Here is a 24973-nt window from a genome sequence, read left to right on the forward strand (position 1 = left end):
GGTTACCGGCCACCGCTAGTATCCCTCTCAGCGCAGGCCCGCGTTCACCGTGGTGGGGTCAGTGTGGTGGCGAGCACCTTGCCCAGCACCACCGCCGAGGGTAGGGCCCCGCACGCGAACAGCAGCAGCGAGCGCCAGTCGGCGATCAGCACCAGGTCACCGCCTGGTCCGAACATCCCGAACACCCCCACGACGATAATCCACGCGAGCAGCGGAGCCGCCGCCACCAGCAGTTTCGGCGAAAGTTTCCCAGCGACTGAGACGAGCCACGGGGTGGTCAGCGCGGCGACGATCGCGCTCGCCGGCACCGGCACTCCGCCCAGCGCGTACGGCAGCACGTAGCCGTCGAGCCGCAACGGCAGGAACAGCAGCTCCAGCACCGCGAGGACGACGGCGTCCACCACCAGTACAGCGAGCGTCAGCCAGTTCCTGACCGTCACGCGAGCCCGCCGAACAGGTCGGTGTCCGCCCCGTCCCCGTCGCCGCGGCCGAGCAGGTAGAACTCGGCGGGCGGCAGTGGCTGCGCGATGCCGTTGGACAGCGCGTACGCCTGCGCGCCGTCGGCGCCCTGCCACACGCTGACCTGCGTCGAGTGGGCGGCCAGCGCCTCGACCTTGACCGACAGCACGTCCGAGGTGTCGATCGTGGTGGTGATCCGCGCGTCGTCGGTCACCGGCAGCTCGCCCGGCTCGGGCAGCCGGAACGGCAGCCCCTCGCGGTCGGCGAGCGCGGCGACGCCCTCGTCGGTGGCCCGCCGCGACGTGACCGCGTAGAACACCCGGTCGACCTCGGGCCCGCACGCGGCCATGGTGACCTCGTGGGCGCGGATGTGGTCGGGGTGGCCGTAGCCGCCGTCCGGGCCGTAGGTCACCACGACCTGCGGGCGCACGTCGGCGAGCACGTCGGCCAGCGCCGCGGCCTGTTCGGCCAGGTCACCGCCCGCGAACGCACGCGGGTGGGCGTTCGAGCCGACGCCTGCCATGCCGGAGTCGCGCCAGCGGCCCACACCGCCGAGCCAGCGGTGGTCGGAGACGCCCAGGGCGGCGCACGCGGCCCGCAGCTCGCCGATGCGGTACCCGCCGAGCTGGTCGGCGGCGTCGGCGGCCAGGCCCCGCAGGCTCGCCGGGATGATCTCCCCCTCCTCACCGAGGGTGCACGTGACCAGCGTGACCTGCGCACCGGCGGCCGCGTACCGGGCGATGGTGCCGCCCGTCCACAGGCTCTCGTCGTCGGGGTGCGCGTGCACGAGCAGGAGTCGCGGCGCTGTTGAGAGGGTCATCAGTCAAAGGTCCGTATCCGTGGGTCCAGCCAGGCGGTCAGGATATCGGCGAGCATCAGGACGATCACGAACAAGGCGACCGAGTACACGGTGACGGCGAGCATGACCGGGTGGTTGTTCTCGTTCATGCTGCGCACGAACAGGTAGCCCAGGCCGTTGTACTGGAAGATCGCCTCGACGAGGATCGTGCCGCCCATCAGCGCGCCGAGCTGCACGGCCGACAGCTCGGCCACCGGGATCATGGCGTTGCGGGCCGCGTGCTTGAACAGGACCCTGCGTTCGGTGAGCCCCTTGGCCCGTGCGGTGCGGATGTAGTCGGCGTCGAGCACCTCGATCATCGCGCCGCGGGCGAGCACCACGGTGAACGCGAGCGCGCCGACCCCCAGCGTGATCGCGGGGAGGATCAGCTCCTGCAGCCACGTCGTCTCGATGCCGATGGAGCGGGGGATCAGCGGGAACGCCTCCCAGCCGAAGATCGACCGGCCGGAGAACGCGTCGCGGATCCACACACCGAGCACGAACAGCGGGAGCACGGTGATCGTGATCGCCGCGAACGTGATCGTCGTGTCGACGAACGAGTGCCGCAGCCGGGCCGCGACGATCCCCAGCGACACCCCGACGACGACCTGGATGGCGAGCGCGACGAGCGCGAGCCGCAGCGAGTTCGGCGCGGCCTCGGCGAGCAGGTCGATCACCGGCCGCCTGCGCTCGAAGTCGATGCCGAGGTCGCCCGAGAACAGGTTGCCGACGTAGACGAGGTAGCGGACGAACAGCGGCTTGTCGAGGCCGAACGTCTCGTTGAGCATCGCCCGCGCCTCGGGCGTCTGCATGCGTGGCCCGATCATCCGGAACGGGTCGCCCCACTCGGTGACCGCCACCAGCGCGCCGAACGTCGTCACGAGGACCACGAACACGGCGTTCGCGACTCTGCGTAGCAGGAACTTGCCCATGTCTAGTCCCCGGTCCGGATGCGTGGGTCGAGCCAGGCGGTCACGACGTCGGCGAGCATCAGCACGACCACGAACGCCGCGACGGAGTACAGGGTGATGGCGAGCATGACCGGGTGGTTGTTCTCGTTCATCGACCGCACGAACAGGTAGCCGAGGCCCGGGTACTGGAAGATCGCCTCGATCATGACCGAGCCGCCCATCAGCGCGCCGAGCTGCATCGCCGACAGCTCGGCGACGGGGATCATGGCGTTGCGTGCCGCGTGCTTGAAGACGATCTTGCGTTCGGTGAGGCCCTTGGCACGGGCCGTGCGGACGTAGTCGGCGCCCAGCGCCTCCAGCATCGACCCCCGCGCCAACCCGACGGTGTACGCGAGCGCGCCGACCCCCAGCGTGATCGCGGGCAGGAACAGGTCCTGCAGCCAGCTGGTCTCGATGCCGATGGACCGCGGTATGAGCGGGAACGCCTCCCAGCCGAACACGGAGACGCCGGACAGCGTGTGCCGCAGCACGACGCCGAGCACGAACAGCGGGACGATCGTGATCACGATCGCGGCGGCGGTGATCACCATGTCGGTGAACGAGCGGTGCAGCCAGGCGGCGACGATGCCGAGGGTGACGCCGAAGACCACCTGGATCGCCAGCGCGGCGAGGGCCAGCCGGAACGTGTTGGGCGCCGCGGCGGCGAGCTGGTCGAACACCGGGCGTCTTCGTTCGAAGTCGATGCCGAGGTCACCGGTGGCGAGGTTGCCCACGAACCGCAGGTAGCGGACGACCAGCGGCTGGTCGAGGCCGAACGTCTCGTTCAGCATCGCCCGCGCCTCGGGCGTCTGCATCCGGTCGCCGATAATCTTGAACGGGTCGCCCCACTCGGTCACCGCGACGAGCGCGCCGAAGGTGGTCACGACCAGGACGAAGATCATGCGTGCGAACCGGCGCACGAGGAACGTGACCATTCGCCCCCCTCATGGAACACACAGAAGGCGCGTCCGGGACGTCGTGCGAGTCCCGGACGCGCCTTCTGACAAGCGCGTCAGGCGCGCACGACCTCGCGGAGAGACGCGAAGTGGCACGAGGCCTGGTGGCCGGCGCCGGCGCCGGCGCCCACGTCGTACAGCGGGGGCGGCTCCTCGATGCAACGGCGCTGGTCGGACTCGGCCAGCTGCTCGAACTTCCAGCAACGGGTGCGGAACCGGCAGCCCGACGGCGGGTTGGCCGGGTTCGGCACGTCACCGCGCAGCACGATGCGCTCGCGCTGCCGCTCCAGCTTCGGGTCCGGGATCGGCACCGCCGAGATGAGCGCCTGGGTGTAGGGGTGGTACGGCCGGTCGAACAGGTCGTCCCGGTTGGCGATCTCCACCACGTTGCCCAGGTACATCACGGCGACCCGGTCGGCGATGTGCCGGACCACGGACAGGTCGTGCGCGATGAACAGGTACGTCAGCCCCAGCTCGTCCTGCAGGTCCTCCAGCAGGTTCACGATCTGGGCCTGGATCGACACGTCCAGCGCCGACACCGGCTCGTCCAGCACGATGAACTTGGGGTTCATCGCGATCGCGCGGGCGATGCCGACGCGCTGGCGCTGACCACCGGAGAACTCGTGCGGGTAGCGGTCCGCGTACTCCTCGGCGAGACCGACCGTGTCCAGCAGGTCGCTGATGGTCTTGCGGCTCGCCTCCTGCCCGAGCAGCTGGTACTTCTCGGACAGGATCTGCCGGATCGTCATGCGCGGGTTCAGCGACGCGTACGGGTCCTGGAACACGATCTGCATGTCGCGGCGGGCCTTGCGCAGCTCGGTCTTGCCCAGCCCCGTCACGTCGACGCCGTCGAGCACGACCTTGCCGGACGTGGGCTCGAGCAGACGCAGGATCGCCCGCGCGGTCGTCGACTTGCCGCAGCCGGACTCGCCGACCAGCGCCACCGTCTGCCCGCGGTAGACGTTCAGGTCGACCCCGTCGACGGCCTTGACCTGGCCGATCGTCCGCTTGAAGAACACGCCGGAGCGGATGGGGAAGTGCTTGACGAGGTTGCTCACCTCGAGCATCGGCTGCTGCTGGGCCTCGGCGGTGCCGAGCCCACCCTGCGAGGACGCCTGGGTCACTTGGCTCCCACCCTCTCGTCGTAGGCGATCGCCACACGGTCACTGTGCACGCACGCCGCGAGGTGCTGCTGTCCGTCCACCGGCTCCAGCGCGGGCACCTGCGGCAGGCAGGCGTCCGTCGCGAACGCGCAGCGGGGGTGGAACGGGCAGCCCTGCGGCACCTTCGCCAGTGACGGCGGGATGCCCTTGATCGGCTGCAGGCGGGCCTGACGGCTCTGGTCCATCCTCGGCAGCGAGGACAGCAGACCGTAGGTGTAGGCGTGCCGGGGCGAGTAGAAGATCTCGTCCGCGGTGCCGGACTCGACGATCTTGCCCGCGTACATGACGTTGATGCGGTCGGCGTAGGACGCCACCACGCCGAGGTCGTGCGTGATCAGCACGATCGCGGTGTTGCGGTCCTCCTGCAGCTTCTGCAGCAGCGCCATGATCTGCGCCTGCACCGTCACGTCGAGCGCGGTGGTCGGCTCGTCCGCCAGCAGCACGTGCGGGTCGTTGGCCAGCGCCATCGCGATCATCGCGCGCTGGCGCATACCGCCCGAGAACTCGTGCGGGTACTGGTTGATCCGCACCTTCGGGTTCGGGATGCCGACCTCACCGAGCAGGTCCAGCGCCCGCTTCTTCGCGGTGTGCTTGGACACGTCCTGGTGGGTGCGGACCATCTCGGCGATCTGGTCACCGACCCGGAACACCGGGTTCAGCGCGGTCAGCGGGTCCTGGAAGATCATCGCGATCTGGCTGCCCCGCAGCTTGCGCTGCTGCTTCTCCGGCATCTTCAGCAGCGACCGGCCACGCAGGAAGATGTCGCCGGACGGGAAGGTCGCCGGAGGCGAGGGCACCAGGCCGAGGATCGTCATCGCGGACACGGACTTGCCGGAGCCGGACTCGCCGACGATCGCGAGCGTCTCGCCCTCGCTCACGCTCCACGAGACGCCGTCGACCGCCTTCACCATGCCGTAGTCGGTCTTGAAGTGGACCCGCAGGTCACGTACCTCGAGCAGCGGGGCTGGTGGCCCGTCGAGGTCGATGTCGGCTGCGCCGGTCATCTGGGTGGTTCTCCTTGCTTGTGGCGGTCTATCGCAGCTTCGGGTCCAGCGCGTCGCGCAGGCCGTCGGCCACGAACGCGAACACGAGGGTGGTCAGGCAGATGGCTCCGCTGGGGAACATCCAGAGGAAGTCCTTGCCCTCGACCCGCACCTGCTCGATGCCCATGTTGATCATCCGGCCCCACTCGGGCGTGTCCGGCGGGACGCCGACGCCGAGGTACGCGAGCGAAGCCATGGCGACCACCGCGATGCCGATGCTGGTGAACGAGTAGATGAACACCGGCTGGATCGCGTTCGGCAGGATGTGCCGGGTCACGATCCGCCAGTCGGACGCGCCGATCGAACGGGCCGCCTCGACGTACTCCGCCTCCCGCAGCGCGAGCATCTGGCCGCGCATCAGCCGGGCCGCGGTCGGCCAGCCGAGGATCACCAGCGCGATGATCACCTGGAACACACCTGTGCCGAACGTGCGGACCACGAGGATCGCGCCGATGAGGAACGGGAACGCCAGGAAGATGTCGGTGGCCCGCATCACGAGCGCGTCGGCGATCTTGCCGCGGAAACCGGCGAGCGCGCCGAGCGTGGTGCCCAGGATCATCGCACCGAGCATCGTCAGCAGGCCGACGAGCAGCGCGAGCCGCAGGCCGTACAGCAGACCGGAGAACAGGTCACGGCCGAGCGCGTCGGTGCCCATGAGGTGGTCGCCGCCGGGCGGGGCCAGCGTGTTCAGCAGGTTCTGGTCGTACGGGTCGTACGGCGAGATGAACGGCTGCAGCAACGCGATGACGATCAGGATCGCGACGACGACGAGGCCGGCCAGCGCGAGCTTGTTGCGCCGGAAGCGCCGCCACATGTCGGCGAACTGCCCGTGGGACTTCTGCTTGGCCTGCTTCTGTGGCTCGGGTGCCTCGTCGGGGCCCGCGTGCTCGGGCGCCTCGACGAACACGGCCTGTGCCGCCGTGGCCGGGTCAGGTGTGGTGGTCATGTCCGCTCCGCCTCAGCTCAGCCTGATCCGTGGATCCAAGTATGCGTACAAGATGTCGACGATCATGCTGAGCGTCACGTAGATGAGCACGGCGAACGTCACGATCGCCATGATCACCGGGTTGTTGTTCTGCAGGATCGACCTGTACAGCAGGTACCCGACCCCGTTGTACTGGAACAACGTCTCGGTGATGATCGCGCCGCCGAGCAGGATGCCGATGCTGATGCCGACGTAGGTGACCACGGGGATGATCGAGTTGCGGAAGGCGTGCTTCATGATCACGGTGCGCTCACCGAGGCCCTTGGCGCGGGCGGTGCGGATGTAGTCCATGCGAAGTACCTCGAGCATGGAGCCACGCATCAGCCGCGCGATGAACGCCGCGTCGACGATCGCGAGCGTCATGGCGGGGAGCAGCACTTCCGTGTACCACGGCACCACTTCCGTGAACGGACGCGGGACCTGGGGGAAGAACAGCTCACCGGTCACGGTCTGCCGCAGCCAGACGCCGATCACGAAGGTCGGCACACCGATGGTGAGCGTGGTCAGGATGGTGACCAGGACGTCCCAGAACGAGTAGCGCCAGACGGCGGCGATGATGCCGGCGACCACGCCGATGATGACGTCGATGATGATCGCTACCAGCGCCAGCCGCGCGGTGTTCGGCAGGGCCGCGCCGATCATGTCGGCCACCGGGCGACGCTGGTTGAGATCGATGCCCAGGTCACCGGTCACCAGGTTCGCCAGGTAGGTCAGGTACTGCATCGGCAGGGACTGGTCCATGCCGAACTTCTCGCGAAGGATCGCCTGTGTCTCGGGCGGCACCACCTTGTCGCCACTGGAGGCGAACGGGTCCCCGAGCACGAAAAGGCCGATGAACAGCAGGATCGTCGCCGCGATCACGACCATGATGGCCTGGGCGAGCCTGCGGATTACGAACTTCCCCATAGGTTAGCGCCGGCTTTCTTCAGCGTTGCGTCGAAACCTCGTCCCGGTTGGAATCGAGGTCCCAACCCGATGGTGGCCGTGGTCTGTGTACACAGACCACGGCCACCCAGGTTATTCAGTTACTTGATGCTGATCTCGTAGAGGTCAGGGTTCTCGCTGAAGTCCATCCGAAGGTTGATGAACTTCGTGGTGTTCGCCAGACGGTGCTGGGTGCGGTTCCACAGCGGGATCAGCGCCTGGTCCTCACCGATGGCGATCTTCTCGGCCTCCTGGAACTTCTTGGTCCGCTCGGCCTCGTCCTTCGACGCGAGACCCTCCTTGATGAGGGTGTCGAACTTCTCGTTGCTGTAGCGGCCACGGTTGTCACCGGTGGTCGGCTCGGTCGGGCCGGCACCGATGGCCTCGGTCGACAGCAGCGGCTGCAGGTAGTTCGACGGCGTCGGGTAGTCGGCACCCCACGCGGCGCGGTAGATGCCGCTGGCACCCGGCTGCTGCTCGTTGTTCAGCAGGTCGGGGAACTGGACACCGGACAGGTTGACCTTCAGGCCCAGGTTGGTCTCGAGCTGGTCCTTGACCGCCGCGGTCCACTCCTCGTGACCCGCGTCGACGTTGAACTGGAAGTTCAGCTCGGTGCCCTCGGTCAGGCCCGCCTCCTTGGCGAGCTTCTTGGCCTCGTCGAGGTTGAAGACGCACGCCTCGCAGACGCCCTCCTGGAAGGCGTCCGGGAACACCGGCGGCACGAACGAGCTGGCCGGGGTCTGCGAGCCCTTGAACACACCGTTGATGATCGCGTTGCGGTCGATCGCCATCGAGAGGGCCTTGCGGGCCTTCGCGTTGTCGAGCGGCTTCTGCGTACCCATCACCAGCAGGTAGTTCATGCCGTTGGTGTTCTTGGTGATCCACTGGTCCTGCGGCTCGTAGGTCGCACGGGCCTGCTCCAGGACCGGGGTCGGCATGCGCGCCCAGTCGAAGGTGCCGTTCTGGTAACCGGCGTACTCGTCGTCGGCGCCGTTCGCCGTGATCGTGATCTCAACGGCGTCCAGGTATGCCTTGTGGCCGATCGAGTAGTCCTCGTACCGCTTGAGCTTGATGCCGCGGTCGTGCTCCCACTTGCCGTCCATCATGAACGGGCCGTTGCCGATGGGGGCCTCGACGTAGGCGGTGTTGGTGGCCGGGGCGCCTGCGGTCGACGGCACCGGGCTGAACACCGGGTGGACCGTCCGGAGGAACCACTCGCAGTTCGGGTCGGTCAGCTTCACCGTGAGCTTGGCCGGGTCGGAGGCGTCCACGCCGGAGAGCGCGTTCGCGGTGCCGGCCTGCATCTCGGCGAAGCCCTCGATGCCGGTCAGGTGGTAGGCCACCTCGGAGGCCGACCCCTTGGCGGAGACCCGCTCCCAGCCGCGCTTGAACGACTCGGAGTTGACCTCTTCACCGTTGTGGAACTTCGTGCCCGTCTTCAGCTCGAAGGTCCACTCGCTGCAGTCGTCGTTCGGCTCCCACTTTTCGGCGACACCGGGCACGACCTCGCCATCGGGCTCGACCTGGGTCAGGCCCGTGAACAGGTACTTGGTGACCAGCAGACCTTCGGACTCCTGGGCGTTGTAGGGGTCGATCGCGGTCGGCTCGGTGATGCCGAAGCGGAACGTGCCGCCCGGCTTGCCTTCCTTGATCTCGACCTCGGGCGTCTCCGGCCAGCCCGCGGACGGGGCGGAGTTGTCGCCACCGGTGTCACCGGAGCCCTCGTTCGACTTCTGAGAGCAGGCCGTGAGCACCAGCGCGGCAGCCGTGAGGCCGGCCGCGGACCGGAGCCACGCTTGTTTCCTCATCAAGATAGTTCCTCCATGAGCGAGCACGCACTCGACGAGCGTGCGCCCGGTGTTGTCGTGACACATCGTGCACGGAGCCGGTGGGTACCGCGCGGCGGGGGCCAGGTCGGGGATGCACCGTGCAGCCGCGCGGTCGCCTCTTGTGCTATGTGCGGACCACGAGTCATGTCGATCTTGTGACGCGTCGGAGCCCTGTCGCCGACGCACCGTTGCAGGACGGTAGGAACTCCACCTGGTCCCGTCACGGGATTGGCCTTGATCGTGACCAAAGGGTGACACGGTGGTGGCGGCACGCGATCTGTCGATTACCGCGCGCTGAAAATCGTGACTGGTAACCGACCAACGGGGGGTTGCGGCCTAAAACCCCGGTAACACGGCGATGTCCACCTGGGAACCGATCGTCTCGCCTGAAACGGGAACGGGAAACTGGTAAATCCGGGAACAGTGTGTGCGGCAAATGTGACAGCGCCGTAACCGGGTCGCTTTCGGTTAACTCGGGGAACGCTTCCAGAATGCCGCGCCGGCAAACGGCCCGGCGAACCCCGCGCCCGCCGAGACGCCCGACAGCTCGCCGCGGACGGCCAGCACGTCGGCCTCCTGGTAGAGCGGGATCGCGATCGACGCCCGCCAGAGGGCCGGTTCGACCGAGGTCAACGCTTCGCTCACGGAGAGTGAACCGGTGAGCGCCGCCTCGATGGTGGGCTGGATCGCCGGGTCGCAGTACCCGGCCGGGTTGACCGGCCGCGGCTGGGTGGCGGTGGTGTCGCAGCCGAAGTCGGTGGCCAGCATGGTGGCCGGGTCGCCGCCCGTCGGCCGCGAGGTGACGGCGATGTCGACCACCGCGCCGGTGTCGGCGCCGCCGGACGCGTAGAGCCGCTGGTAGAGCTCGCGTCCGGGCAGCTCGACGACCTCGGCGGTCACCCCGCCCGCCGCGAGCTGGCGCTGCACGTCCTTCGCGATCCGCACCTCGGCAGGCCGTTCCTCGGCGGCGCCGATGACCAGCTCGAGCGGCCTGCCGTCACGGGCCCAGCCCGCGCTGGTCCTCGTGTACCCGGCGCCGGTCAGCAGGGCCTGCGCGGTGGTGGCCGCGGCTACCGGCCTGGTCGCCCGGTAGCCGGGCGCGGTCGGCGCGAGCACCTGGGCGCCGGCGACCAGCTTCGCGGCCGGGCCGTTGCCGGTGCCGACGGTGACCAGCTGCGCGCGGTCCAGCATGGCGACCAGCGCCTGGCGCACCGGCAGGTCCGTGAGCTGCTGCGACGGCCGCAGGTAGACGGTCGTCACGGACGGCCGTGGCACCGTGGACGTGGTGACCTCGGGAGCGAGGTCGGCGATGGTCTTGGCGCCGATCGAGTCGGTGCGCACCAGCGCCATCTGGTCGTGGCCCTGCTCCAGCGCGTCGACCAGCGTGTCCTGTTCCGTGCGGCGCAGCACGATCCGGTCGAGCGTCGCGGGCTGCTCCCAGTACCGGTCGTTGCGCTCCAGCACGACCTCGCCGCGGTCGTTGTCCAGCGTCTTGACCGTGAACGGACCCGCGGCGGCCGGGAAGTTCGCCTGCAGCGCGCCGTTCCAGCCGCCGGGCGCGTCCTTGAGGATGTGCGCGGGCAGCAGGTTGTCGAACAGCGTGCGCCACCCGGGGTAGGGCTTGCTGAACGTGACCTCGACGACCTTGCCCGCGTCGCGGGCGGTGATGTCGGAGATCAGCCGGTAGCCGGCCGAGTCCACCACGCCGGGCTGGCTCGTCATCTGGTCCCGCAGGTAGACGAAGTCCTCGGCGGCCACCGGCGCGGCGTCGGACCAGGACGCGTCGGCCCGGATCTGGTAGGTGACGGTGTAGGGCTCCGTCCTGGTGACGGTGGCCGAGATCATCAGCGTCCGGTCGAGGCGGGGCGTGCCGTCCGGGCCGGGCCGGAACACCGACGGCAGCAGCAGCGTCGACAGCGCCGTGGTGATGGCGGACTGGTCGGCGAAGTTGTGCGGGTTGTAGCCGCCGGCGATCGTGTCGACCCCCACCACGACCTCGCCCGTGTCCGTCGGGGTGTTCACGGGTGAGGAGATCGGGCCGTCCACCCGCCTGGGCTCGGGGGTGCAGCCCGCGGCGGCGACCAGGGAGGCAAGCGTGACGAACGCGAGCAGCGCCTTCCGCAACAGCCTCACCTCCCCACCCCGGAACCCTGCCATCCTCCCGAATCGACGCGTCAGGTGGCCACCGGGTTCCTGCCCCCGTCACCGGAGTGGGCTAGTGGGGTGTCCACCAACGTTCGCCGGGTTTCTCGGCGGCCCAGCTTCCCGCTGGCGGCGTTGCCGATCCACCCAAGTACACCCAGTACGAGGGAGGATCGGCGCCTTGCCAGCGGAAACCTGGATCCACCGATAAACCCATCAACATTGGTGGACACCCCACTAGCCGCGGGACTTCTCCCGGGCCTTGGCCCTGCCGCGCCGCGTGCTGTCGAGGATGACCTTGCGGATCCGCACGACGTCCGGCGCGACCTCGACGCACTCGTCGGTGGCGCAGAACTCGAGCGCCTCCTCCAGCGCCAGCTTGCGCGGGCGGGCGAGCCGCTCCAGCTCGTCACCGGTGGAGGAGCGCATGTTGGTGAGCTTCTTCTCCCTGGTGACGTTGACGTCCAGGTCCTCGGCGCGCGGGTTCTCGCCGACGACCATGCCCTCGTACACGTCCGCGCCGGGCTCGACGAAGAACGTGCCGCGGTCGGCCAGCTGGATCATCGCGTAGCTGGTGACCGAGCCGGACCGGTCGGCGACCAGCGAACCCGAGTGGCGGCCGCGGATCTGGCCCGCCCACGGGAAGTAGCCCTCGAAGATCGCGTTCGCGATGCCGGTGCCGCGGGTCTCGGTGAGGAAGTCGGTGCGGAAGCCGATCAGGCCACGCGACGGCACGACGTACTCGACCTTCACGCGCCCGGTGCCGTGCCCGCCCATGTGCTCGAGACGGCCCTTGCGGCCGGCGAGCAGCTGGGTGATCGCACCGAGGTGCTCCTCGGGCGCGTCGACGGTGAGCCGCTCGAACGGCTCGCACAGCTGCCCGTCGACCGTGCGGGTGACCACCTCGGGGCGGCCGACGGTCAGCTCGAAGCCCTCGCGGCGCATGGTCTCCACGAGGATCGCGAGCGCCAGCTCGCCTCGGCCCTGCACCTCCCAGGCGTCAGGCCGCTCGGTCGGCAGGACCCGCACGGACACGTTGCCGACCAGTTCGCTGTCGAGGCGGGCCTTGACCAGGCGTGCGGTCAGCTTCGAGCCGCCGCCGCGACCGGCGAGCGGCGAGTTGTTCACGCCGATGGTGACCGAGATGGCCGGCTCGTCGACGTGGATGCGCGGCAGCGGCTCCGGGTCGGCCGGGTCGGCGAGCGTGTCGCCGATGGTGATCTCCGGGATGCCCGCGATCGCGACGATGTCGCCCACCTCGGCGCTCGCGGCCGGGACCCGCTCCAGGGCCTGCGTGAGCAGCAGCTCGGTGATCTTGACGGTGGTCACGCTGCCGTCCGCGCGGCACCACGCGACCTGCTGGCCCTTGCTGATGGTGCCCGCATGGACCCGGCACAGCGCGATGCGGCCGAGGAAGCTGGACGCGTCGAGGTTGGTGACCAGGGCACGCAGCGGCGCCTTCGGGTCGCCCGACGGCGGCGGCACGTGCTCGAGCAGCACGTCGAACAGCGGGTCGAGGTTCTCGCTGTCGGGCAGGTCGCCGTCGGCCGGGGCGGTCAGCGACGCGCGGCCCGCGCGGGCGGAGGCGTAGACGACCGGCAGGTCGAGGATGTTGGTGTCGATGGTGTCCAGCTCGGTCGCGAGGTCGAGCAGCAGGTCGTGCGTCTCGGACACGACCTCCTCGATGCGCGCGTCGGGCCGGTCCACCTTGTTCACCACGAGCACGACGGGCAGGCCCGCGGCGAGCGTCTTGCGCAGCACGAAGCGGGTCTGCGGCAGCGGGCCCTCGCTCGCGTCGACCAGCAGCACGACACCGTCCACCATCGACAGCCCGCGCTCGACCTCGCCGCCGAAGTCCGCGTGGCCGGGGGTGTCGATCACGTTGATGGTGACCGGCCCGTCCGGCGTCTCGCGGTGCACGGCGGTGTTCTTCGCGAGGATCGTGATGCCCTTCTCGCGTTCCAGGTCGCCGGAGTCCATGACCCGGTCGACCGGTTCCGTGCGGGCGGAGAAGGCGCCGGTCTGGCGGAGCATCGCGTCGACGAGCGTGGTCTTGCCGTGGTCGACGTGCGCGACGATCGCGACGTTGCGGAGGTCGGTCCTGGCGATCGCGGGCGTGATCGTGTCGGTGGCGGGCACGCGCGTGCTCCTGATTCATGGTCTGGCGTCATTGGCTGCACGCGAGTGCGCGCGTGGTCGAGGATAGCCGCCCTGAATGGCGCCCCGGGGAAAGGTTAGCTTAACCTCAGTCGGTTGGCCGTCGAGTGGGAGTCGAGTTGGGCAAGCCGAAGTCGCCCGCGGACTACGTGCGGAAGTGGACGAAGGCCGGCAAGGTCAAGAAGAAGTGCTGCCGGTCGAAGTCGCGCTGCAAGAAGTGTCCTGTGCTCGCTCTCAAGCGCGCCAAGGTGAAGGTCGCCAGGAAGGCCGCGTAGTGACCTATACTCGGCGCATGCGCAACGTCACCACCATGTGGTGGGCCGCCTGACGGCGGCCGAGTTCCTGTTGCGTTGACCACAGGCCGCCCGACCGGGCGGCCTTTCTGCTTTCCAGGGGGCCCGGGCGGGTCGGCCCCGACCTCTGAGGAGAGCGTCAGATGACCCGCCTTTCCGGCATCACCCCGTCCGGGCACGTCCACGTCGGCAACTACCTGGGGGCGGTCCGCCGCTGGGCGCGGGAGGGCGGGCCGGACGACCTGTTCTTCGTGTCCGACCTGCACGGCATGACCACGCCGTACCACCCGCAGAAGCTGCGGTCCCGCACGAGCGAGATGCTCGCCGTCCTCATCGCGTCCGGGATCGAACCGGACACCGTGTTCGTGCAGTCCGACCTGCTGCCGCAGCTGGGACCGCTGACGTGGGTGCTGGAGTGCGCGTGCGCGTTCGGGGAGGCGGCGCGGATGACCCAGTTCAAGGAGAAGAGCACCGACCGCACCCACGAGGGCACCCCGGTCCGCGTCGGCCTGTTCACCTACCCGGTGCTGATGGCCGCCGACATCCTGCTGCAGGGCGCCGACGACGTGCCGGTCGGCGAGGACCAGGCACAGCACGTGGAGCTGGCGCGGGTGCTGGCCAGGCGGTTCAACAGCACGTACGGCGAGGCGTTCGTGGTGCCGAGGGCGACCACCCCGCCCGCGGGCGCACGGATCAAGGACCTGACCGACCCCACGCGCAAGATGGACAAGTCGGCCCGCGACGCGGCGGGCGTCCTGTTCGTCATGGACGAGCCGGACCTGTTGCGCCGCAAGGTGAAACGCGCGGTGACCGACAGCCTCGGCAGGCTGGAGTACCGGCCGGACGAGCAGCCGGGCCTCGCGAACCTGCTGGAGATCCTCGGCGGCTGCCTCGGCAAGTCACCCCGCGAGGTGGTGGGCGGCTACTCGACGTACGGCGAGGTGAAGGACGCGGTCGCGGAGGCGGTGGTCGAGGAGCTGCGGCCGGTCCGCGAACGCACCCGTCAACTGCTGGCCGACCCGGCGGAGCTGGACCGCATCCGCGCGGTGGGCGGCGCCCGAGCCGCCGAACGAGGCGCCCACCGGCTGAGCACCGTGCTCCGCCTGGCAGGAGTGGCCTGAACGCCATGAGAGTCGCTTTCGGGACGTTCAAACGTCCCGAAAGCGTCTTTCACGGCATCCTGCGCAGCAGGCGGCGGAGCGCGGGCAGCAGCACCCGGTCCGCTGGCAGCCACGGCACCGAGCCGAACTGCCCGGGTTTGAGCCACCGCAGGTCGGCGTGGTCGTGCGGGTGCGGCTTCGCGTCACCGACGATGGTGGCGCGGTGGATCCGCAGCAGCATCCCGTTCGGCAGCGCCACGTCCGGTCCGACGGGTGCGCCGACCGCGACCTCCACGCCCAGCTCCTCGGCGCACTCCCGCGCCACGGCGTCCACATCGGACTCGCCGGGCTCGACCCGCCCGCCCGGCAGCTCCCACAGCCCCGCCGCCTCCGCCGGGTACGCCCGCTGCTGCGCCAGCAGACGACCGTCCCGCACGATGGCCGTCCCCACCACGACAGGCGCGTCCGCCAGCGCCAGCGCCCGCTCCCGCACGTCCGCCGCCAGCGACGTCAGCGCCGCCAGCACCCGTGACCGGTGCGCGACCATCCCGCCGACCGCGCGCCACGACGCCGAGCACGTCACCAGCGTCCCCGCCGGGGTCGGCGTCAGCCGGACGTCCAGCCGGCACGCCCGCCAGCCGCGCACGGCCACCGCCGCCCACCCGTCCACGTCCGCGTACACGGGCCGGAAACGGCCGCCCAGCAGGGGAAACTCGTCGACGAAGGCAGGCAGCGCCGCCGACGCGACCCGCTGCGGCACGTCGTCGGCCAACGCCGTCGTCCGCAGGATCACGTCAGCGCCCGCCACCGCACCTGGAACCGGGCGCCGCCCTCCGGCGACTCGGTCACCTTCACCGCGCCGCCCCGGCGCCGCACGACCTCCGCGACCAGCGCCAGCCCGAGCCCGGCGCCGCCGGAGTCGCGGGACCGGTCGTCCTGCACCCGGTAGAACCGGTCGAACACCTTCTCCCTGTGCTCCGGTGCGATGCCGTGCCCGTCGTCGTCGACCACCAGCCACACCGTGTGCGCCCGGGACAGCACGGTCACCGTGATCCGGGCGCGGGCGTGCCGGGCCGCGTTGCGCAGCAGGTTGTCCAGCACCAGGTCGACCTCGGCGGGCGCGGCCTCCACCCAGCACGCCCCTGGCGCGAGGTGCGTGCCGACGACGGGGCCACCGGGCGGCAGCCGGTCGATCGCCGCGCGTGCGGCGGCGACCACGTCCACCGGCATCGCGGCGGGCCACTCGCCCGCGTCCGACCGAGCGAGCGCGAGCAGCCCGTCGACCAGGGTCGACAGCCGCTCCGACTCGACCACCACGTCCGCGAGCACCTCCTGCGACAGCTCCGGGTCCGGGTTCGCGACGGCCACCTCGGCCTGCACCCGGATCGACGCCACCGGCGAGCGCAGCTCGTGCGCGGCGTCCCCGGTGAACCTGCGCAGCCGCGCGGACGCCTCGTCACGCCGTGCCAGCAGCGCGTTCAGCGCCGCGGCCAGCGACCGCAGCTCGTCGTGCGCGCTGGGCAGCGGCAGCCGCCGCCCGGCCGGGAGCTCCGCCGCGGCGGCCCGCATTCGCTCCACCGGCCGCAGCGCCGACCGCACGGAGAACCACGTCGCGATGCCGCCCGCCGCCGACCCGATCAGCGCGGCCACCACCAGCCAGTCGAACGCGCGGTGCTGCGCGGCCCAGTACCCGGTGAGGATCGTCCCGACGACGACGAGCCGCTGCGACCCGTCCGGCGCGCTCACGACCGTGCCGAGCCAGCGGCGCGGCGGGTCCTCCGAGAGCCGCAGGACGGGCGTGCCCGCCTTCAGGTCCCGCAGCTCACCCGGTGACAGCGGCGGCGGGTCGCCGCCGTCGACGGGCACACCCGCGGTGTCGAGCACCCGGGCCTCCATGCCGACCGGTCCGGCGTCGGCGGGCTGCCCGGCACGCACGTCGGCGAGCGCGGCGGTCAGGATTGGCCGCAGCTGCTCGTCGGCGGCGGTGACCAGCAGCGGGCCGATCAGCCTGCTGGTGACGAGCGCGAGCGTCAGGAACACGACGAGCGTGACGGCCGTGCCCACGGTGGTGATCCGGAACCGCAGCGACCGCCGCAACCACAGCCGGCCGACCACGCGGCCCAGGACCCCGCTCACCTGGCCTTGGGCTCCAGGACGGCGTCCAGCTCGGAGGAGGACGCCAGGTAACCGTGACCGCGCACGGTACGCACGATGCCACCGGCGCCGGCCGCGTCCAACTTGCGCCGCAGGTAGCCGACGTACACCTCGACGGCGTTGCGGGTGGCGGCCAGCTCGTCGCCCCACACGGTCCTGAGCAGCTCGTCCTTGGTCACGACCGCACCCGCGCGGCTGACCAGCACCTCCAGCACGGCGAACTCGCGCGGTGACAGCGGCACCAGCTCACCGGCGAACCGCACCTCGCGCACGGCCCGGTCCACGATCAGCTCGCCGACCTTGAGCCGCCGCTCGGCGCCCTCGGCCTGCCCGCGCCGCAGCACGGCCCTGACCTGCGCGACCAGCACGACGAACGAGAACGGCTTCACGACGTACCCGTCGGCGCCGAGGTCGAGCCCGTCGGCCTGGTCGATCTCGCCGTCCTTCGCCGACACCAGCAGGACGGGCGTGGTGACGCCCTCGGCCCGCAGCGCCTGGAGCACCCGGTAGCCGGACAGGCCGGGCAGCATGATGTCCAGGAGGATCACGTCGAACGCGCCGGTGCGCGCGATGTCCAGCGCGGACGGGCCGTCGGCGGCGGTGACGACGTCCATGCCCTCCGCCCCCAGCCCGCGCTGCAACGCACGTCTGACCCCCAGCTCGTCGTCGACCACCAGCACGCGCGGCTTCATGCGCACAGCATGCCCGCTTCTGGCTCGCGCGCGGGGGAGCATCTCAGCGGAATCTCAGGTTGAGGGCCGCTCTCAGGGCCATCTCAGTAACCGTGTTGGAACCTGGGGTTCACAGGCGAGACAAGGAGGGGTCAATGAACTCCAGGAAGACGGCGCTGTCGTTCGCGGCAGCGGGTACCGCCGCCGGGGTGATCGGACTGGTGGTGCTGGCGTCGCCGGCGGGTGCTGGGGAGGCACCGCCGGCGCTGCCACCGGTCAGCGCGGAGGCACTGGTCGAGTCGGTGCTGGACACGAAGACCATCCCGGCGCTCGCGGGCTCGGTCGCCGTCGAGAACAACCTCGGCCTGCCGATCCCCGGCATGCCGACGGACAGCGGTGACAGCGACGCGATCCAGGTGTGGTCGGACGGCACCGGCAAGGGCCGCCTCGCGCTCTCCGGCCGCGACAGCGAGACCACGATCGTCGACGACGGCGCCACCGTGTGGGTGTGGAACTCCGCCGACCGGACGGTCACGAAGGTCCCGCACCAGGAGGGTGTGGCCGACAAGCCCATGGAGGGCAAGTTCGCCGACCCGGCGGCCGCGGCCAAGGAGCTGGTGACCGCCATGCGGCAGGACTCGACGGTGTCCGTGGACGGCACCGCGCGGGTCGCCGACCGGCCCGTCTACCAGCTGGTGCTGGCGCCGAAGCCGACGGAGAAGACGCTGCTGCGCGAGATCCGCGTGTCCGTCGACTCCGAGCTGCGGATCCCGCTGCAGCTGGAGGTGCTGGCGAACGGCCAGGCCGACCCGGCTGTGAAGGTGGGCTTCACCGAGTTCGACTCGGGTGCGCAGGACCCGGAGCTGTTCACGTTCACGCCGCCTGCCGGCGCGACCGTGTCCGAGAAGGACGTGCCGGAGAAGGTCGACGGCAAGTCGGTCGACGACTTCCTGTCGCAGGTCGACCTGAAGACCGTGGGCCGCGGCTGGGACATCGTGGCCACCGGCACGGTGCCCGCGGACGCGCTCGCCGCCGCCGAGGGCATGTCCGGACCCAACGGCCAGGACGTGTTCGCGCTCCTCGGCACGTTCGGCAAGGAGGTCCACGGTGAGTTCGGGACCGGCTACGTGATCTCCACCAGCGTCGGCACCGCCCTGATCACCGAGGACGGCAAGGTCGCCATCGGCGCCGTGCCGGAGCAGGTGGTCAAGGAAGCCATCAAGACGGTCAGGTGAGTACCGTCACCGGCATGACTACGGAGGAGGAGGCCCCCGCGGTGAGCGCCGCGGGGGCCCCCGCCCGCCTGGCCGCCCGTACCCGCAACCTGCGGAAGGTGTACGGGAAGACGGTCGCGGTCGATCATGTCGACCTCGACGTGCCGATGGGCGCGGTGCTCGGCATGCTCGGCCCGAACGGCTCCGGCAAGACCACCACCATCCGCATGCTGCTCGGCCTCGTGCTGCCGACGGCGGGCTCGGTGGAGCTGCTGGGCCACAAGATGCCGGAGGGCGCGGGCTGGGCGTTGCCGGAGGTGGGCGCGCTGGTCGAAGGGCCGGGCTTCCACCCGTTCCTGTCCGGCCGGGAGAACCTGCTGCGGGTGGCGGCCGCCGAGCCGCGGCTCGCGTCGAAGGACATCCCGCGCGCGGTCGGGCAGGCCCTCGAACGGGTCGGCCTGTCGGCGGCGGCGAACCGGCGCTACCGCGGCTACTCGCTCGGCATGAAGCAGCGGCTGGGCCTCGCGTCCGCGCTGCTGATCCCGCGCAGGTTCGTGGTGCTGGACGAGCCGACGAACGGGCTCGACCCGGCCGGCACGCGCGAGGTGCGTGCCGTGATCGCCGACCTGCACGCGGCGGGCACGACCGTGCTCGTGTCGTCACACCTGCTGGCCGAGGTGGAGGCCACCTGCACGCACGTGGCCGTCCTGCACCGGGGTTCGGTGGTGGCTCAGGGGGAGCTTGCCGAGCTGCTGGAGGCCGGCGACTCGGGGCTGCTGGTGTCCACGCCGGACACCCAGGTGGCCGTGGACGCGCTGCGGGACAACCGCATCCCGGCGCGGGAGGCGCCGAACGGCGTGCAGGTCGACCTGGCCGCGACCACGGCGCCGGACGTCGTGGCGACCCTCGTGGGCGCCGGGGTGGCCGTGCACGAGGTGCGCAGGCAGCGGACCGGGCTGGAGGAGCTGTTCGCGCGGCTCACCGAGTCCGCCGACCAGGGCGCCGGACTGTCCGAAGTGGACACCTTCGAGGAGGTGGCGGATGACGCTCGCCGTTGACGCGCCCATCGTCACCGAACAGCGGACGAAGGCCCCCGTCGGGCGGCTGCTGCGGTCCGAGCTGCGGTTCATGATCCGCAGACCGCGGACGCTGGTCGCGCTCGGCGTGCTCGCCGTGGCGCCGATCATCGCGGCCATCGCCATGGCCGTGGCCACGAACACCGCCGAGAACGGCAACGGCGGCCGGGCCATCGAGAGCATCGCCGCGCTGGTGTCCGGCAACGGGCTGATCCTGCCGGTGTTCCTGCTGTTGCTGTCGCTGTCGATGATGCTCCCGCTGCTCGGTGCCATGTGGTCGGCGGACGCGCTCGCGGGCGAGGCGCAGACCGGTGCGCTGCGCGGGCTGCTGCTCGCGCCGGTCGGGCGGGCCCGGCTGCTCGCGGTGAAGGCGTTCGGCGTGGCCGTGCTGTCGCTGCTCGCGGTGGTGATCGTCGCGGTCGTGTCGATCGTCGCCGGTCTCACGATCCTGGGCGGCGACGGCATGCTGACCATGTCCGGCAACGTGCTGCCGTTCGGGGACTCGCTGGGCCGGATCGCGTTGCTGACCGCGCTGGTGACCGTGCAGGTGTGGGCGGTCGCGGCGGTCGCGCTCGCGGTCTCGGCGGCCACCGAGCACCCGCTGGTCGTGCTGGCGTCCACGCTCGGCGGGATCATCGTGTTCACGATCCTCGGCAACATCCCCGCGCTGGACTGGCTGCACCCGGTGCTGCTGACCGACGCGTGGGAGTCCCTGGGCGACGTGATCCGCGACCCCATGCCGACGGACGGGATGGTCAACGCGGTCCTGCGTGCCGTCTGCTACCTGGTGATCGGCTACTCACTCGCCCTGGCCCGCGTCTCGACCAAGGACGGCTAACCCGTCCGGATCCAACCGCAGGTGTACGCGGTCGCCCGGCGTCTCCGCGATGGCGGCGACCGCGTCGACCACCTGGTCCGTGTCGTCCAGGCGGACCTGCAACCGCACGTGGTCGCGGCGGTGCACGGACCGCAACAGCTTCCCGCTGATGCCGTTGCCGGTCAGCCGTAACGCATTGGGCCGCAACCCGAGCGTGACGTCGCCGTCCGGCGCCCATGGCAGGTCAGCTGACCCGAGATCGCACGTGACGGTGCCGTCGGTGACGGTCGCGGGCAGGAACAACCCGCAGCCCAGGAAACGGGCGGTGTCCTCGTCGACGGGCCGCCGCCACACCTCCTGCGGCGGGTCTGCCTGCACGATGCGGCCCGCGCGCATCACGGCGACCCGGTCGGCGAGCGTGAACGCCTCGTCGTGGTCGTGCGTCACCACCAGCGCGGTCGCCCCCGCCACCCGCAACAGCCCCGCGAGGTCCATCGCCAACTGCTCACGCAGCGCCCGGTCCAGCGCGGACAGCGGTTCGTCCAGCAACAGCAGCCGGGGCCGGGGCGCGAGTGCCCGGGCCAGCGCGACCCGCTGCGCCTCCCCACCGGACAGCTCGGTGACCTTGCGCTTCTCGTACCCGGCGAGCCCGACCAGTTCGAGCAGCTCCGCGACCCGCTCGGCGCGGTTCGCCATCCGCTGCATCCGCAACCCGAACGCCACGTTGCCGGCCACGTCACGATGCGGGAAGAGCTGCCCGTCCTGGAACACGAGCCCGAACCCGCGCTTGTGCACCGGCACGTCGGCGAGGTCTGTGTCGTCCCAGCGCACCGCGCCCGCCGCGACGGGTTCGAGCCCGGCGACCGCCCGCAGCAGCGTCGACTTGCCGCACCCGGACGGCCCGAGCAGCGCCAGCACCTCGCCGTCCGCCACGGACAGGTCCACGTCGGCCACCGCGGCCAGCGCGCCGTACCGCACGGTCAGACCCTCGACTGCCAGCATCAGAACTCTCCCACCGGGACGCGGACCCGTTCGACGACCGCGACCACGGCCACCGTGACCACGATGAGCAGCGTGCACGCCGCGTACGCCATCTCGTTGTTCAGCTCACCCGGCCGCGAGATCAGCCGCGCGATCGCGACCGGGAGCGTGGTCGTGTCGGGCCGGGCGAGGAAGCTCGTCGCGCCGAACTCGCCCAGCGCCACCACGAACCCGAACGCGGCCGCGGTGCCCAGCGACCGGCCCGCCATCGGCACGTCGACCTCCCGCCACACCCGCCACGGGCTCGCGCCGAGCGTCGCCGCGGCCTGCCGCAGCCGTTCGTCGATGGACCGCAGGACCGGCAGCATGATGCGGATGACCAGCGGTGTCACCACCAGCGCCTGCGCGAGCGGCACCAGCGCGGCGGACGTGCGCAGGTCGCCCGGCAGCAGGTCGAGCGTGATCAGGTAGCCGAAGCCGACGGTCACCGCGGACACGCCGAGCGGCAGCATGAACGCGGTGTCGATCACCTCGACGTACCGCACCCGGTTGCGTGCCAACGACACCAGCACGACGCTCGCCGTGGTGCCGAGCGTGACCGCGATCAGCGTGGCGTCCGTCGCCGCGGCGAGCGAGTTGCGGGCGGCGTCGAAGCCGGAGACGCCGAGCGAACCCGCGTAGCCGAAGCCGGTGAGCGCCCGGTACCCGTCGAGGCCCGCCGCGAACGAACGCGCGACCAGCGTCGCCACCGGCACGAGCAGCGCCACGACCACGGCGAACGCGGCCGTCACGACCCACCACTCGCCGCCGGTCGGCCTGCGCGCGGACTCGGCCTGGCGACGCAGCCGCAACGCGGTCTCCCGTCGCCGCCGCATGACCGCGCCGACCGACAGCGCCGCGACCACCGCACCCAGCTGCAGCAGCGACAGCGCGGCCGCGCCGGACAGGTCGAGAAGTTCGACGGTCCGCAGGTAGATCTCGGTCTCGAGGGTCTTGAGGCGTGCCCCGCCGAGGATCAGCACCGCGCCGAAGCTGGTGGCGCAGAACAGGAACACGACCGCGGCCGCCGACCCGATCGCGGGCGCCAGCGCGGGCAACGTGACGCCGGTGAACGTGCGCAGCCGCGACGCGCCCAGCGCGCGGGCGGCGTCCTCCGCGCGGCGGTCCAGGTGGGTCCACAGCCCGGCGACGGTCCGCGCGACGACCGCCACGTTGAAGAACGCGTTGGCCAGCACGATCGCCCACACCCCGCCGTCGGGCAGCAACGCACGGAACGCCAGGCCGACGACCACGCTGGGCAGCACGAACGGCACCAGGATGATCACGCGGACGAGCCCGAGCCCCGGCAACCGCGTCCTGGCCAGCAGGAACGCCACCGGCAACCCGGCGACGACCGCGACGGCCGTCGCCCCGGCCGCCTGCGCGACCGTGAACGCGACGAGCCGCCACACGTCGGCGGACGCGAGCGTGCCGAGCACGCCGCCCTCCGCGAGGCCGAGCCGCAGGATCGCGACGACCGGCCACACGAAGAAGACGGCGAGGAACCCGAGCGGCACCAGCGCGAGGAGTGCCAGGCCGCCCGGGGTGTTCCTCAGCCCTGCACGATCGCGCGCCACTCGTCGATCCACCGCTCCCGGTTCTGCTGGATCTCCGCCGGCGACAGCTCGGCGGAGTCGGACGGCAGCGGCGCGGCCTTCTGCCACGCCTCCGGCAGGGTGACCCCGGCGCGGGCCGGGTACACGTACATCTGCTCCGGCACCTGAGACTGGAACGCGTCCGACAGCAGGAAGTCCATGACCTTCTTCGCGTCGTCACCGTGCGCCGCGTTCTTCAGCACGCCCGCGTACTCGACCTGCCGGAAACACGTGTCCAGCACGGCCTTGGTGCGCGGCTTGCCCGCATCGTCCAGCTCGGCTGACGGCGACGAGGCGTAGGAGACGACGATCGGCCGGGGGCCCTTGCCGGAGGATCCCGAGAACTCCTGCTGGTAGGCCTCCTCCCAGCCGCTGACGACCTGCATGCCGTTGGCCTTGAGCGCACGCCAGTGCTCCTGCCAGCCGTCCCCGAGCTTGGCGATGGTGCCGAGCAGGTACGCGAGCCCCGGCGAGGAGGTCGCCGGGTCCTCGACGACCAGCATGTCCTTGTACTCGGGCTTGACCAGGTCGGCGTAGGTCGTCGGCTCCGGCACGCCCTTGGCCGCCAGCGCTGCCGGGTCGATGTTCAGGCAGACGTCGCCGAGGTCGACGGCGGTGAGCCGGTTCGTGTCGTCGATCGCGTACTCGGCGGGCCCGTCGACCTGGGGCGCGTACTCGGCGAACACGTCCTCGTCGAGCGCACGGGACGCGAACGTGGTGTCCACGCCGTACGCGACGTCACCGATCGGGCTGCCCTTGGTGAGCACGAGCTGGTTGGTGAGCGCACCGGCGTCGCCGAGCCTGCGCACGTCGATCGTGATGCCGGTGTCGTCGGTGAACTTCTTCAGCACGTCGTCGCTCATCGCGAACGAGTCGTGGGTGACGAGCACGACCTTCCGGCCTCCGTCGTCGTCACCGCCGCCCAGCGAGCACCCGGTCAGTGCCAGCGCACCGACCAGCAGGAACGTACGTATCCGCATGATTGCCTCCTCCCTGCACCGGCATGACCCGGATCAGGTTCGAACGGTCGAGGGCTGCGAGCCCTCCTCTCAGCCCGGCGCGGCACCGGACTCCCGTGTGTGATCGACCGAGCGTACCTGTGCGGTGCGGGGTGAGAGGCGTCACCATGGACACATGCCAGAGCTGCTCACTGACGAAGAGATCGGCAAGGCCCTCGGCCACCTGCCCGGTTGGCACCTGGAAGGCGCCGCACTGGTCCGCGAGGTGGAGCTGGACAGCTTCGCGCAGGCCATCCAGGTCGTGAACCGCGTGGCGGAGATCGCGGAGAACGACAACCACCACCCGGACATCGACATCCGCTGGCGCACCCTGACCTTCCGCTGCAGCACCCACTCCGAAGGCGGCGTAACCCCCAACGACACCTCACTGGCAGAAGAAATAAACGGCGTAGTAGAAGCCATCCACCAGTAACCAACAACAAACAACCCCGCGAGTCGCGCCCCAGAACACCGCGAGTCGCGCCCCAGAACACCGCGAGTCGCGCCCCAGAACACCGCGAGTCGCGCGCCCGGACATGCCGAGTTGTCGGTTTCGTGCAGACGGGCGACGGGCGTGTGCACGAAACCG

General features: G+C 70.7%; 23 protein-coding genes and 1 riboswitch. Of the genes, 6 read left to right on the forward strand and 17 right to left on the reverse strand.

Annotated elements, in window-relative coordinates; translation table 11 throughout:
* Nucleotides 1-44: 44 nt before the first annotated feature.
* From ACIBVP_RS33865 to typA, 11 genes are all read right to left on the reverse strand, one after another.
* Nucleotides 45-440 carry a hypothetical protein gene (locus tag ACIBVP_RS33865; RefSeq protein WP_396110512.1) on the reverse strand — a complete coding sequence of 132 codons (396 nt, stop codon included), beginning with the start codon at nucleotides 438-440 and terminating at the stop codon, nucleotides 45-47.
* Nucleotides 437-1279 (reverse strand): N-acetyl-1-D-myo-inositol-2-amino-2-deoxy-alpha-D-glucopyranoside deacetylase, encoded by an 843-nt coding sequence (mshB, locus tag ACIBVP_RS33870; RefSeq protein ID WP_396110513.1) that lies wholly within the window; start codon nucleotides 1277-1279, stop codon nucleotides 437-439. Before mshB ends, ACIBVP_RS33865 begins: the two co-directional genes overlap by 4 nt.
* Complete coding sequence (locus ACIBVP_RS33875; protein WP_396110514.1) at nucleotides 1279-2229, reverse strand: ABC transporter permease; 951 nt, start codon at nucleotides 2227-2229, stop codon at nucleotides 1279-1281. Before ACIBVP_RS33875 ends, mshB begins: the two co-directional genes overlap by 1 nt.
* A 2-nt stretch (nucleotides 2230-2231) precedes the next feature.
* Nucleotides 2232-3182: an ABC transporter permease gene (locus ACIBVP_RS33880; RefSeq protein WP_396110515.1), complete on the reverse strand. Its 951-nt coding sequence runs from the start codon at nucleotides 3180-3182 to the stop codon at nucleotides 2232-2234.
* Nucleotides 3183-3259: 77 nt separating this feature from the next.
* Nucleotides 3260-4270 carry an ABC transporter ATP-binding protein gene (locus ACIBVP_RS33885; RefSeq protein WP_396110662.1) on the reverse strand — a complete coding sequence of 337 codons (1011 nt, stop codon included), beginning with the start codon at nucleotides 4268-4270 and terminating at the stop codon, nucleotides 3260-3262.
* A gap of 53 nt (nucleotides 4271-4323) precedes the next feature.
* Nucleotides 4324-5370: an ABC transporter ATP-binding protein gene (locus tag ACIBVP_RS33890; protein ID WP_396110516.1), complete on the reverse strand. Its 1047-nt coding sequence runs from the start codon at nucleotides 5368-5370 to the stop codon at nucleotides 4324-4326.
* A 28-nt stretch (nucleotides 5371-5398) separates the two neighbouring features.
* Nucleotides 5399-6355: an ABC transporter permease gene (locus ACIBVP_RS33895; RefSeq protein WP_396110517.1), complete on the reverse strand. Its 957-nt coding sequence runs from the start codon at nucleotides 6353-6355 to the stop codon at nucleotides 5399-5401.
* A gap of 12 nt (nucleotides 6356-6367) precedes the next feature.
* Entirely contained in the window at nucleotides 6368-7300 is a 933-nt protein-coding gene (locus ACIBVP_RS33900; protein WP_396110518.1) for an ABC transporter permease, read from the reverse strand.
* A gap of 119 nt (nucleotides 7301-7419) precedes the next feature.
* Complete coding sequence (locus tag ACIBVP_RS33905; RefSeq protein ID WP_396110519.1) at nucleotides 7420-9126, reverse strand: ABC transporter substrate-binding protein; 1707 nt, start codon at nucleotides 9124-9126, stop codon at nucleotides 7420-7422.
* 489 nt (nucleotides 9127-9615) lie between these two features.
* Entirely contained in the window at nucleotides 9616-11280 is a 1665-nt protein-coding gene (locus ACIBVP_RS33910; RefSeq protein WP_396110520.1) for an ABC transporter family substrate-binding protein, read from the reverse strand.
* A 246-nt stretch (nucleotides 11281-11526) separates the two neighbouring features.
* Nucleotides 11527-13428 carry a translational GTPase TypA gene (typA, locus tag ACIBVP_RS33915; protein ID WP_396110521.1) on the reverse strand — a complete coding sequence of 634 codons (1902 nt, stop codon included), beginning with the start codon at nucleotides 13426-13428 and terminating at the stop codon, nucleotides 11527-11529.
* Between the two features lie 137 nt (nucleotides 13429-13565).
* Here typA and ACIBVP_RS33920 point away from each other — a divergent pair, with 137 nt between their 5' ends.
* Both ACIBVP_RS33920 and trpS read left to right on the forward strand, forming a co-directional pair.
* Nucleotides 13566-13721, forward strand: coding sequence for a hypothetical protein (locus tag ACIBVP_RS33920; protein ID WP_396110522.1), 156 nt, complete (start codon nucleotides 13566-13568; stop codon nucleotides 13719-13721).
* Nucleotides 13722-13882: 161 nt separating this feature from the next.
* Complete coding sequence (trpS, locus tag ACIBVP_RS33925) at nucleotides 13883-14860, forward strand: tryptophan--tRNA ligase (RefSeq protein ID WP_396110523.1); 978 nt, start codon at nucleotides 13883-13885, stop codon at nucleotides 14858-14860.
* Between the two features lie 49 nt (nucleotides 14861-14909).
* On the opposite strand, the gene ACIBVP_RS33930 is transcribed toward trpS, so the two are convergent.
* From ACIBVP_RS33930 to ACIBVP_RS33940, 3 genes are read right to left on the reverse strand one after another with little or no spacing between them, the layout of a single operon-like run.
* Complete coding sequence (locus ACIBVP_RS33930; RefSeq protein ID WP_396110524.1) at nucleotides 14910-15647, reverse strand: (deoxy)nucleoside triphosphate pyrophosphohydrolase; 738 nt, start codon at nucleotides 15645-15647, stop codon at nucleotides 14910-14912.
* Nucleotides 15629-16975, reverse strand: coding sequence for a sensor histidine kinase (locus ACIBVP_RS33935; protein ID WP_396110525.1), 1347 nt, complete (start codon nucleotides 16973-16975; stop codon nucleotides 15629-15631). The genes ACIBVP_RS33930 and ACIBVP_RS33935 overlap by 19 nt, the downstream gene beginning before the upstream one ends.
* A complete protein-coding gene (locus ACIBVP_RS33940; protein WP_396110526.1) occupies nucleotides 16972-17685 on the reverse strand; it encodes a response regulator transcription factor in 714 nt (237 codons plus the stop codon). The genes ACIBVP_RS33935 and ACIBVP_RS33940 overlap by 4 nt, the downstream gene beginning before the upstream one ends.
* Before the next feature lie 134 nt (nucleotides 17686-17819).
* Between ACIBVP_RS33940 and ACIBVP_RS33945 the strand changes: the two genes are divergently transcribed.
* Genes ACIBVP_RS33945 through ACIBVP_RS33955 form a run of 3 tightly spaced genes read left to right on the forward strand, consistent with a single transcriptional unit; the run spans nucleotide 17820 to nucleotide 20792 of the window.
* Nucleotides 17820-18899: an outer membrane lipoprotein carrier protein LolA gene (locus ACIBVP_RS33945; protein ID WP_396110527.1), complete on the forward strand. Its 1080-nt coding sequence runs from the start codon at nucleotides 17820-17822 to the stop codon at nucleotides 18897-18899.
* A gap of 14 nt (nucleotides 18900-18913) precedes the next feature.
* Nucleotides 18914-19936, forward strand: a complete 1023-nt coding sequence (locus ACIBVP_RS33950) for an ABC transporter ATP-binding protein (RefSeq protein WP_396110528.1) — start codon at nucleotides 18914-18916, stop codon at nucleotides 19934-19936.
* A complete protein-coding gene (locus tag ACIBVP_RS33955) occupies nucleotides 19920-20792 on the forward strand; it encodes an ABC transporter permease subunit (protein WP_396110529.1) in 873 nt (290 codons plus the stop codon). Before ACIBVP_RS33950 ends, ACIBVP_RS33955 begins: the two co-directional genes overlap by 17 nt.
* Here the strand turns inward: ACIBVP_RS33955 and ACIBVP_RS33960 are convergent.
* The 3 genes from ACIBVP_RS33960 to ACIBVP_RS33970 form a co-directional block, all read right to left on the reverse strand.
* Nucleotides 20754-21776 carry an ABC transporter ATP-binding protein gene (locus ACIBVP_RS33960; RefSeq protein WP_396110663.1) on the reverse strand — a complete coding sequence of 341 codons (1023 nt, stop codon included), beginning with the start codon at nucleotides 21774-21776 and terminating at the stop codon, nucleotides 20754-20756. The genes ACIBVP_RS33955 and ACIBVP_RS33960 overlap by 39 nt on opposite strands.
* Nucleotides 21773-23368 carry an ABC transporter permease gene (locus ACIBVP_RS33965; RefSeq protein ID WP_396110530.1) on the reverse strand — a complete coding sequence of 532 codons (1596 nt, stop codon included), beginning with the start codon at nucleotides 23366-23368 and terminating at the stop codon, nucleotides 21773-21775. The genes ACIBVP_RS33960 and ACIBVP_RS33965 overlap by 4 nt, the downstream gene beginning before the upstream one ends.
* On the reverse strand, nucleotides 23344-24366 hold the full coding sequence (locus ACIBVP_RS33970; protein ID WP_396110531.1) for a thiamine ABC transporter substrate binding subunit: 1023 nt from the start codon (nucleotides 24364-24366) through the stop codon (nucleotides 23344-23346). The genes ACIBVP_RS33965 and ACIBVP_RS33970 overlap by 25 nt, the downstream gene beginning before the upstream one ends.
* Nucleotides 24360-24473: riboswitch (TPP riboswitch) on the reverse strand. It overlaps the preceding gene by 7 nt.
* 47 nt (nucleotides 24474-24520) lie before the next feature.
* Between ACIBVP_RS33970 and ACIBVP_RS33975 the strand changes: the two genes are divergently transcribed.
* Entirely contained in the window at nucleotides 24521-24817 is a 297-nt protein-coding gene (locus ACIBVP_RS33975; RefSeq protein ID WP_396110532.1) for a 4a-hydroxytetrahydrobiopterin dehydratase, read from the forward strand.
* The last annotated feature ends 156 nt before the right edge of the window (nucleotides 24818-24973 follow it).

The sequence above is a fragment of the Actinophytocola sp. NPDC049390 genome (assembly GCF_044466355.1).
In the GTDB taxonomy this organism is placed as follows: domain Bacteria; phylum Actinomycetota; class Actinomycetes; order Mycobacteriales; family Pseudonocardiaceae; genus Actinophytocola.

Excerpts from the sequence above, each read along its gene's own strand:
- ACIBVP_RS33950 (WP_396110528.1), top strand. The coding sequence starts at position 18,914 with ATGACTACGGAGGAGGAGGCCCCCGCGGTGAGCGCCGCGGGGGCCCCC.
- ACIBVP_RS33955 (WP_396110529.1), top strand. The coding sequence starts at position 19,920 with ATGACGCTCGCCGTTGACGCGCCCATCGTCACCGAACAGCGGACGAAG.
- ACIBVP_RS33880 (WP_396110515.1), bottom strand. The coding sequence starts at position 3,182 with ATGGTCACGTTCCTCGTGCGCCGGTTCGCACGCATGATCTTCGTCCTG.
- ACIBVP_RS33895 (WP_396110517.1), bottom strand. The coding sequence starts at position 6,355 with ATGACCACCACACCTGACCCGGCCACGGCGGCACAGGCCGTGTTCGTC.
- ACIBVP_RS33945 (WP_396110527.1), top strand. The coding sequence starts at position 17,820 with ATGAACTCCAGGAAGACGGCGCTGTCGTTCGCGGCAGCGGGTACCGCC.
- ACIBVP_RS33875 (WP_396110514.1), bottom strand. The coding sequence starts at position 2,229 with ATGGGCAAGTTCCTGCTACGCAGAGTCGCGAACGCCGTGTTCGTGGTC.
- ACIBVP_RS33970 (WP_396110531.1), bottom strand. The coding sequence starts at position 24,366 with ATGCGGATACGTACGTTCCTGCTGGTCGGTGCGCTGGCACTGACCGGG.
- trpS (WP_396110523.1), top strand. The coding sequence starts at position 13,883 with ATGACCCGCCTTTCCGGCATCACCCCGTCCGGGCACGTCCACGTCGGC.
- mshB (WP_396110513.1), bottom strand. The coding sequence starts at position 1,279 with ATGACCCTCTCAACAGCGCCGCGACTCCTGCTCGTGCACGCGCACCCC.
- ACIBVP_RS33940 (WP_396110526.1), bottom strand. The coding sequence starts at position 17,685 with ATGAAGCCGCGCGTGCTGGTGGTCGACGACGAGCTGGGGGTCAGACGT.
- ACIBVP_RS33975 (WP_396110532.1), top strand. The coding sequence starts at position 24,521 with ATGCCAGAGCTGCTCACTGACGAAGAGATCGGCAAGGCCCTCGGCCAC.
- ACIBVP_RS33890 (WP_396110516.1), bottom strand. The coding sequence starts at position 5,370 with ATGACCGGCGCAGCCGACATCGACCTCGACGGGCCACCAGCCCCGCTG.
- ACIBVP_RS33905 (WP_396110519.1), bottom strand. The coding sequence starts at position 9,126 with ATGAGGAAACAAGCGTGGCTCCGGTCCGCGGCCGGCCTCACGGCTGCC.
- ACIBVP_RS33900 (WP_396110518.1), bottom strand. The coding sequence starts at position 7,300 with ATGGGGAAGTTCGTAATCCGCAGGCTCGCCCAGGCCATCATGGTCGTG.
- ACIBVP_RS33885 (WP_396110662.1), bottom strand. The coding sequence starts at position 4,270 with ATGCTCGAGGTGAGCAACCTCGTCAAGCACTTCCCCATCCGCTCCGGC.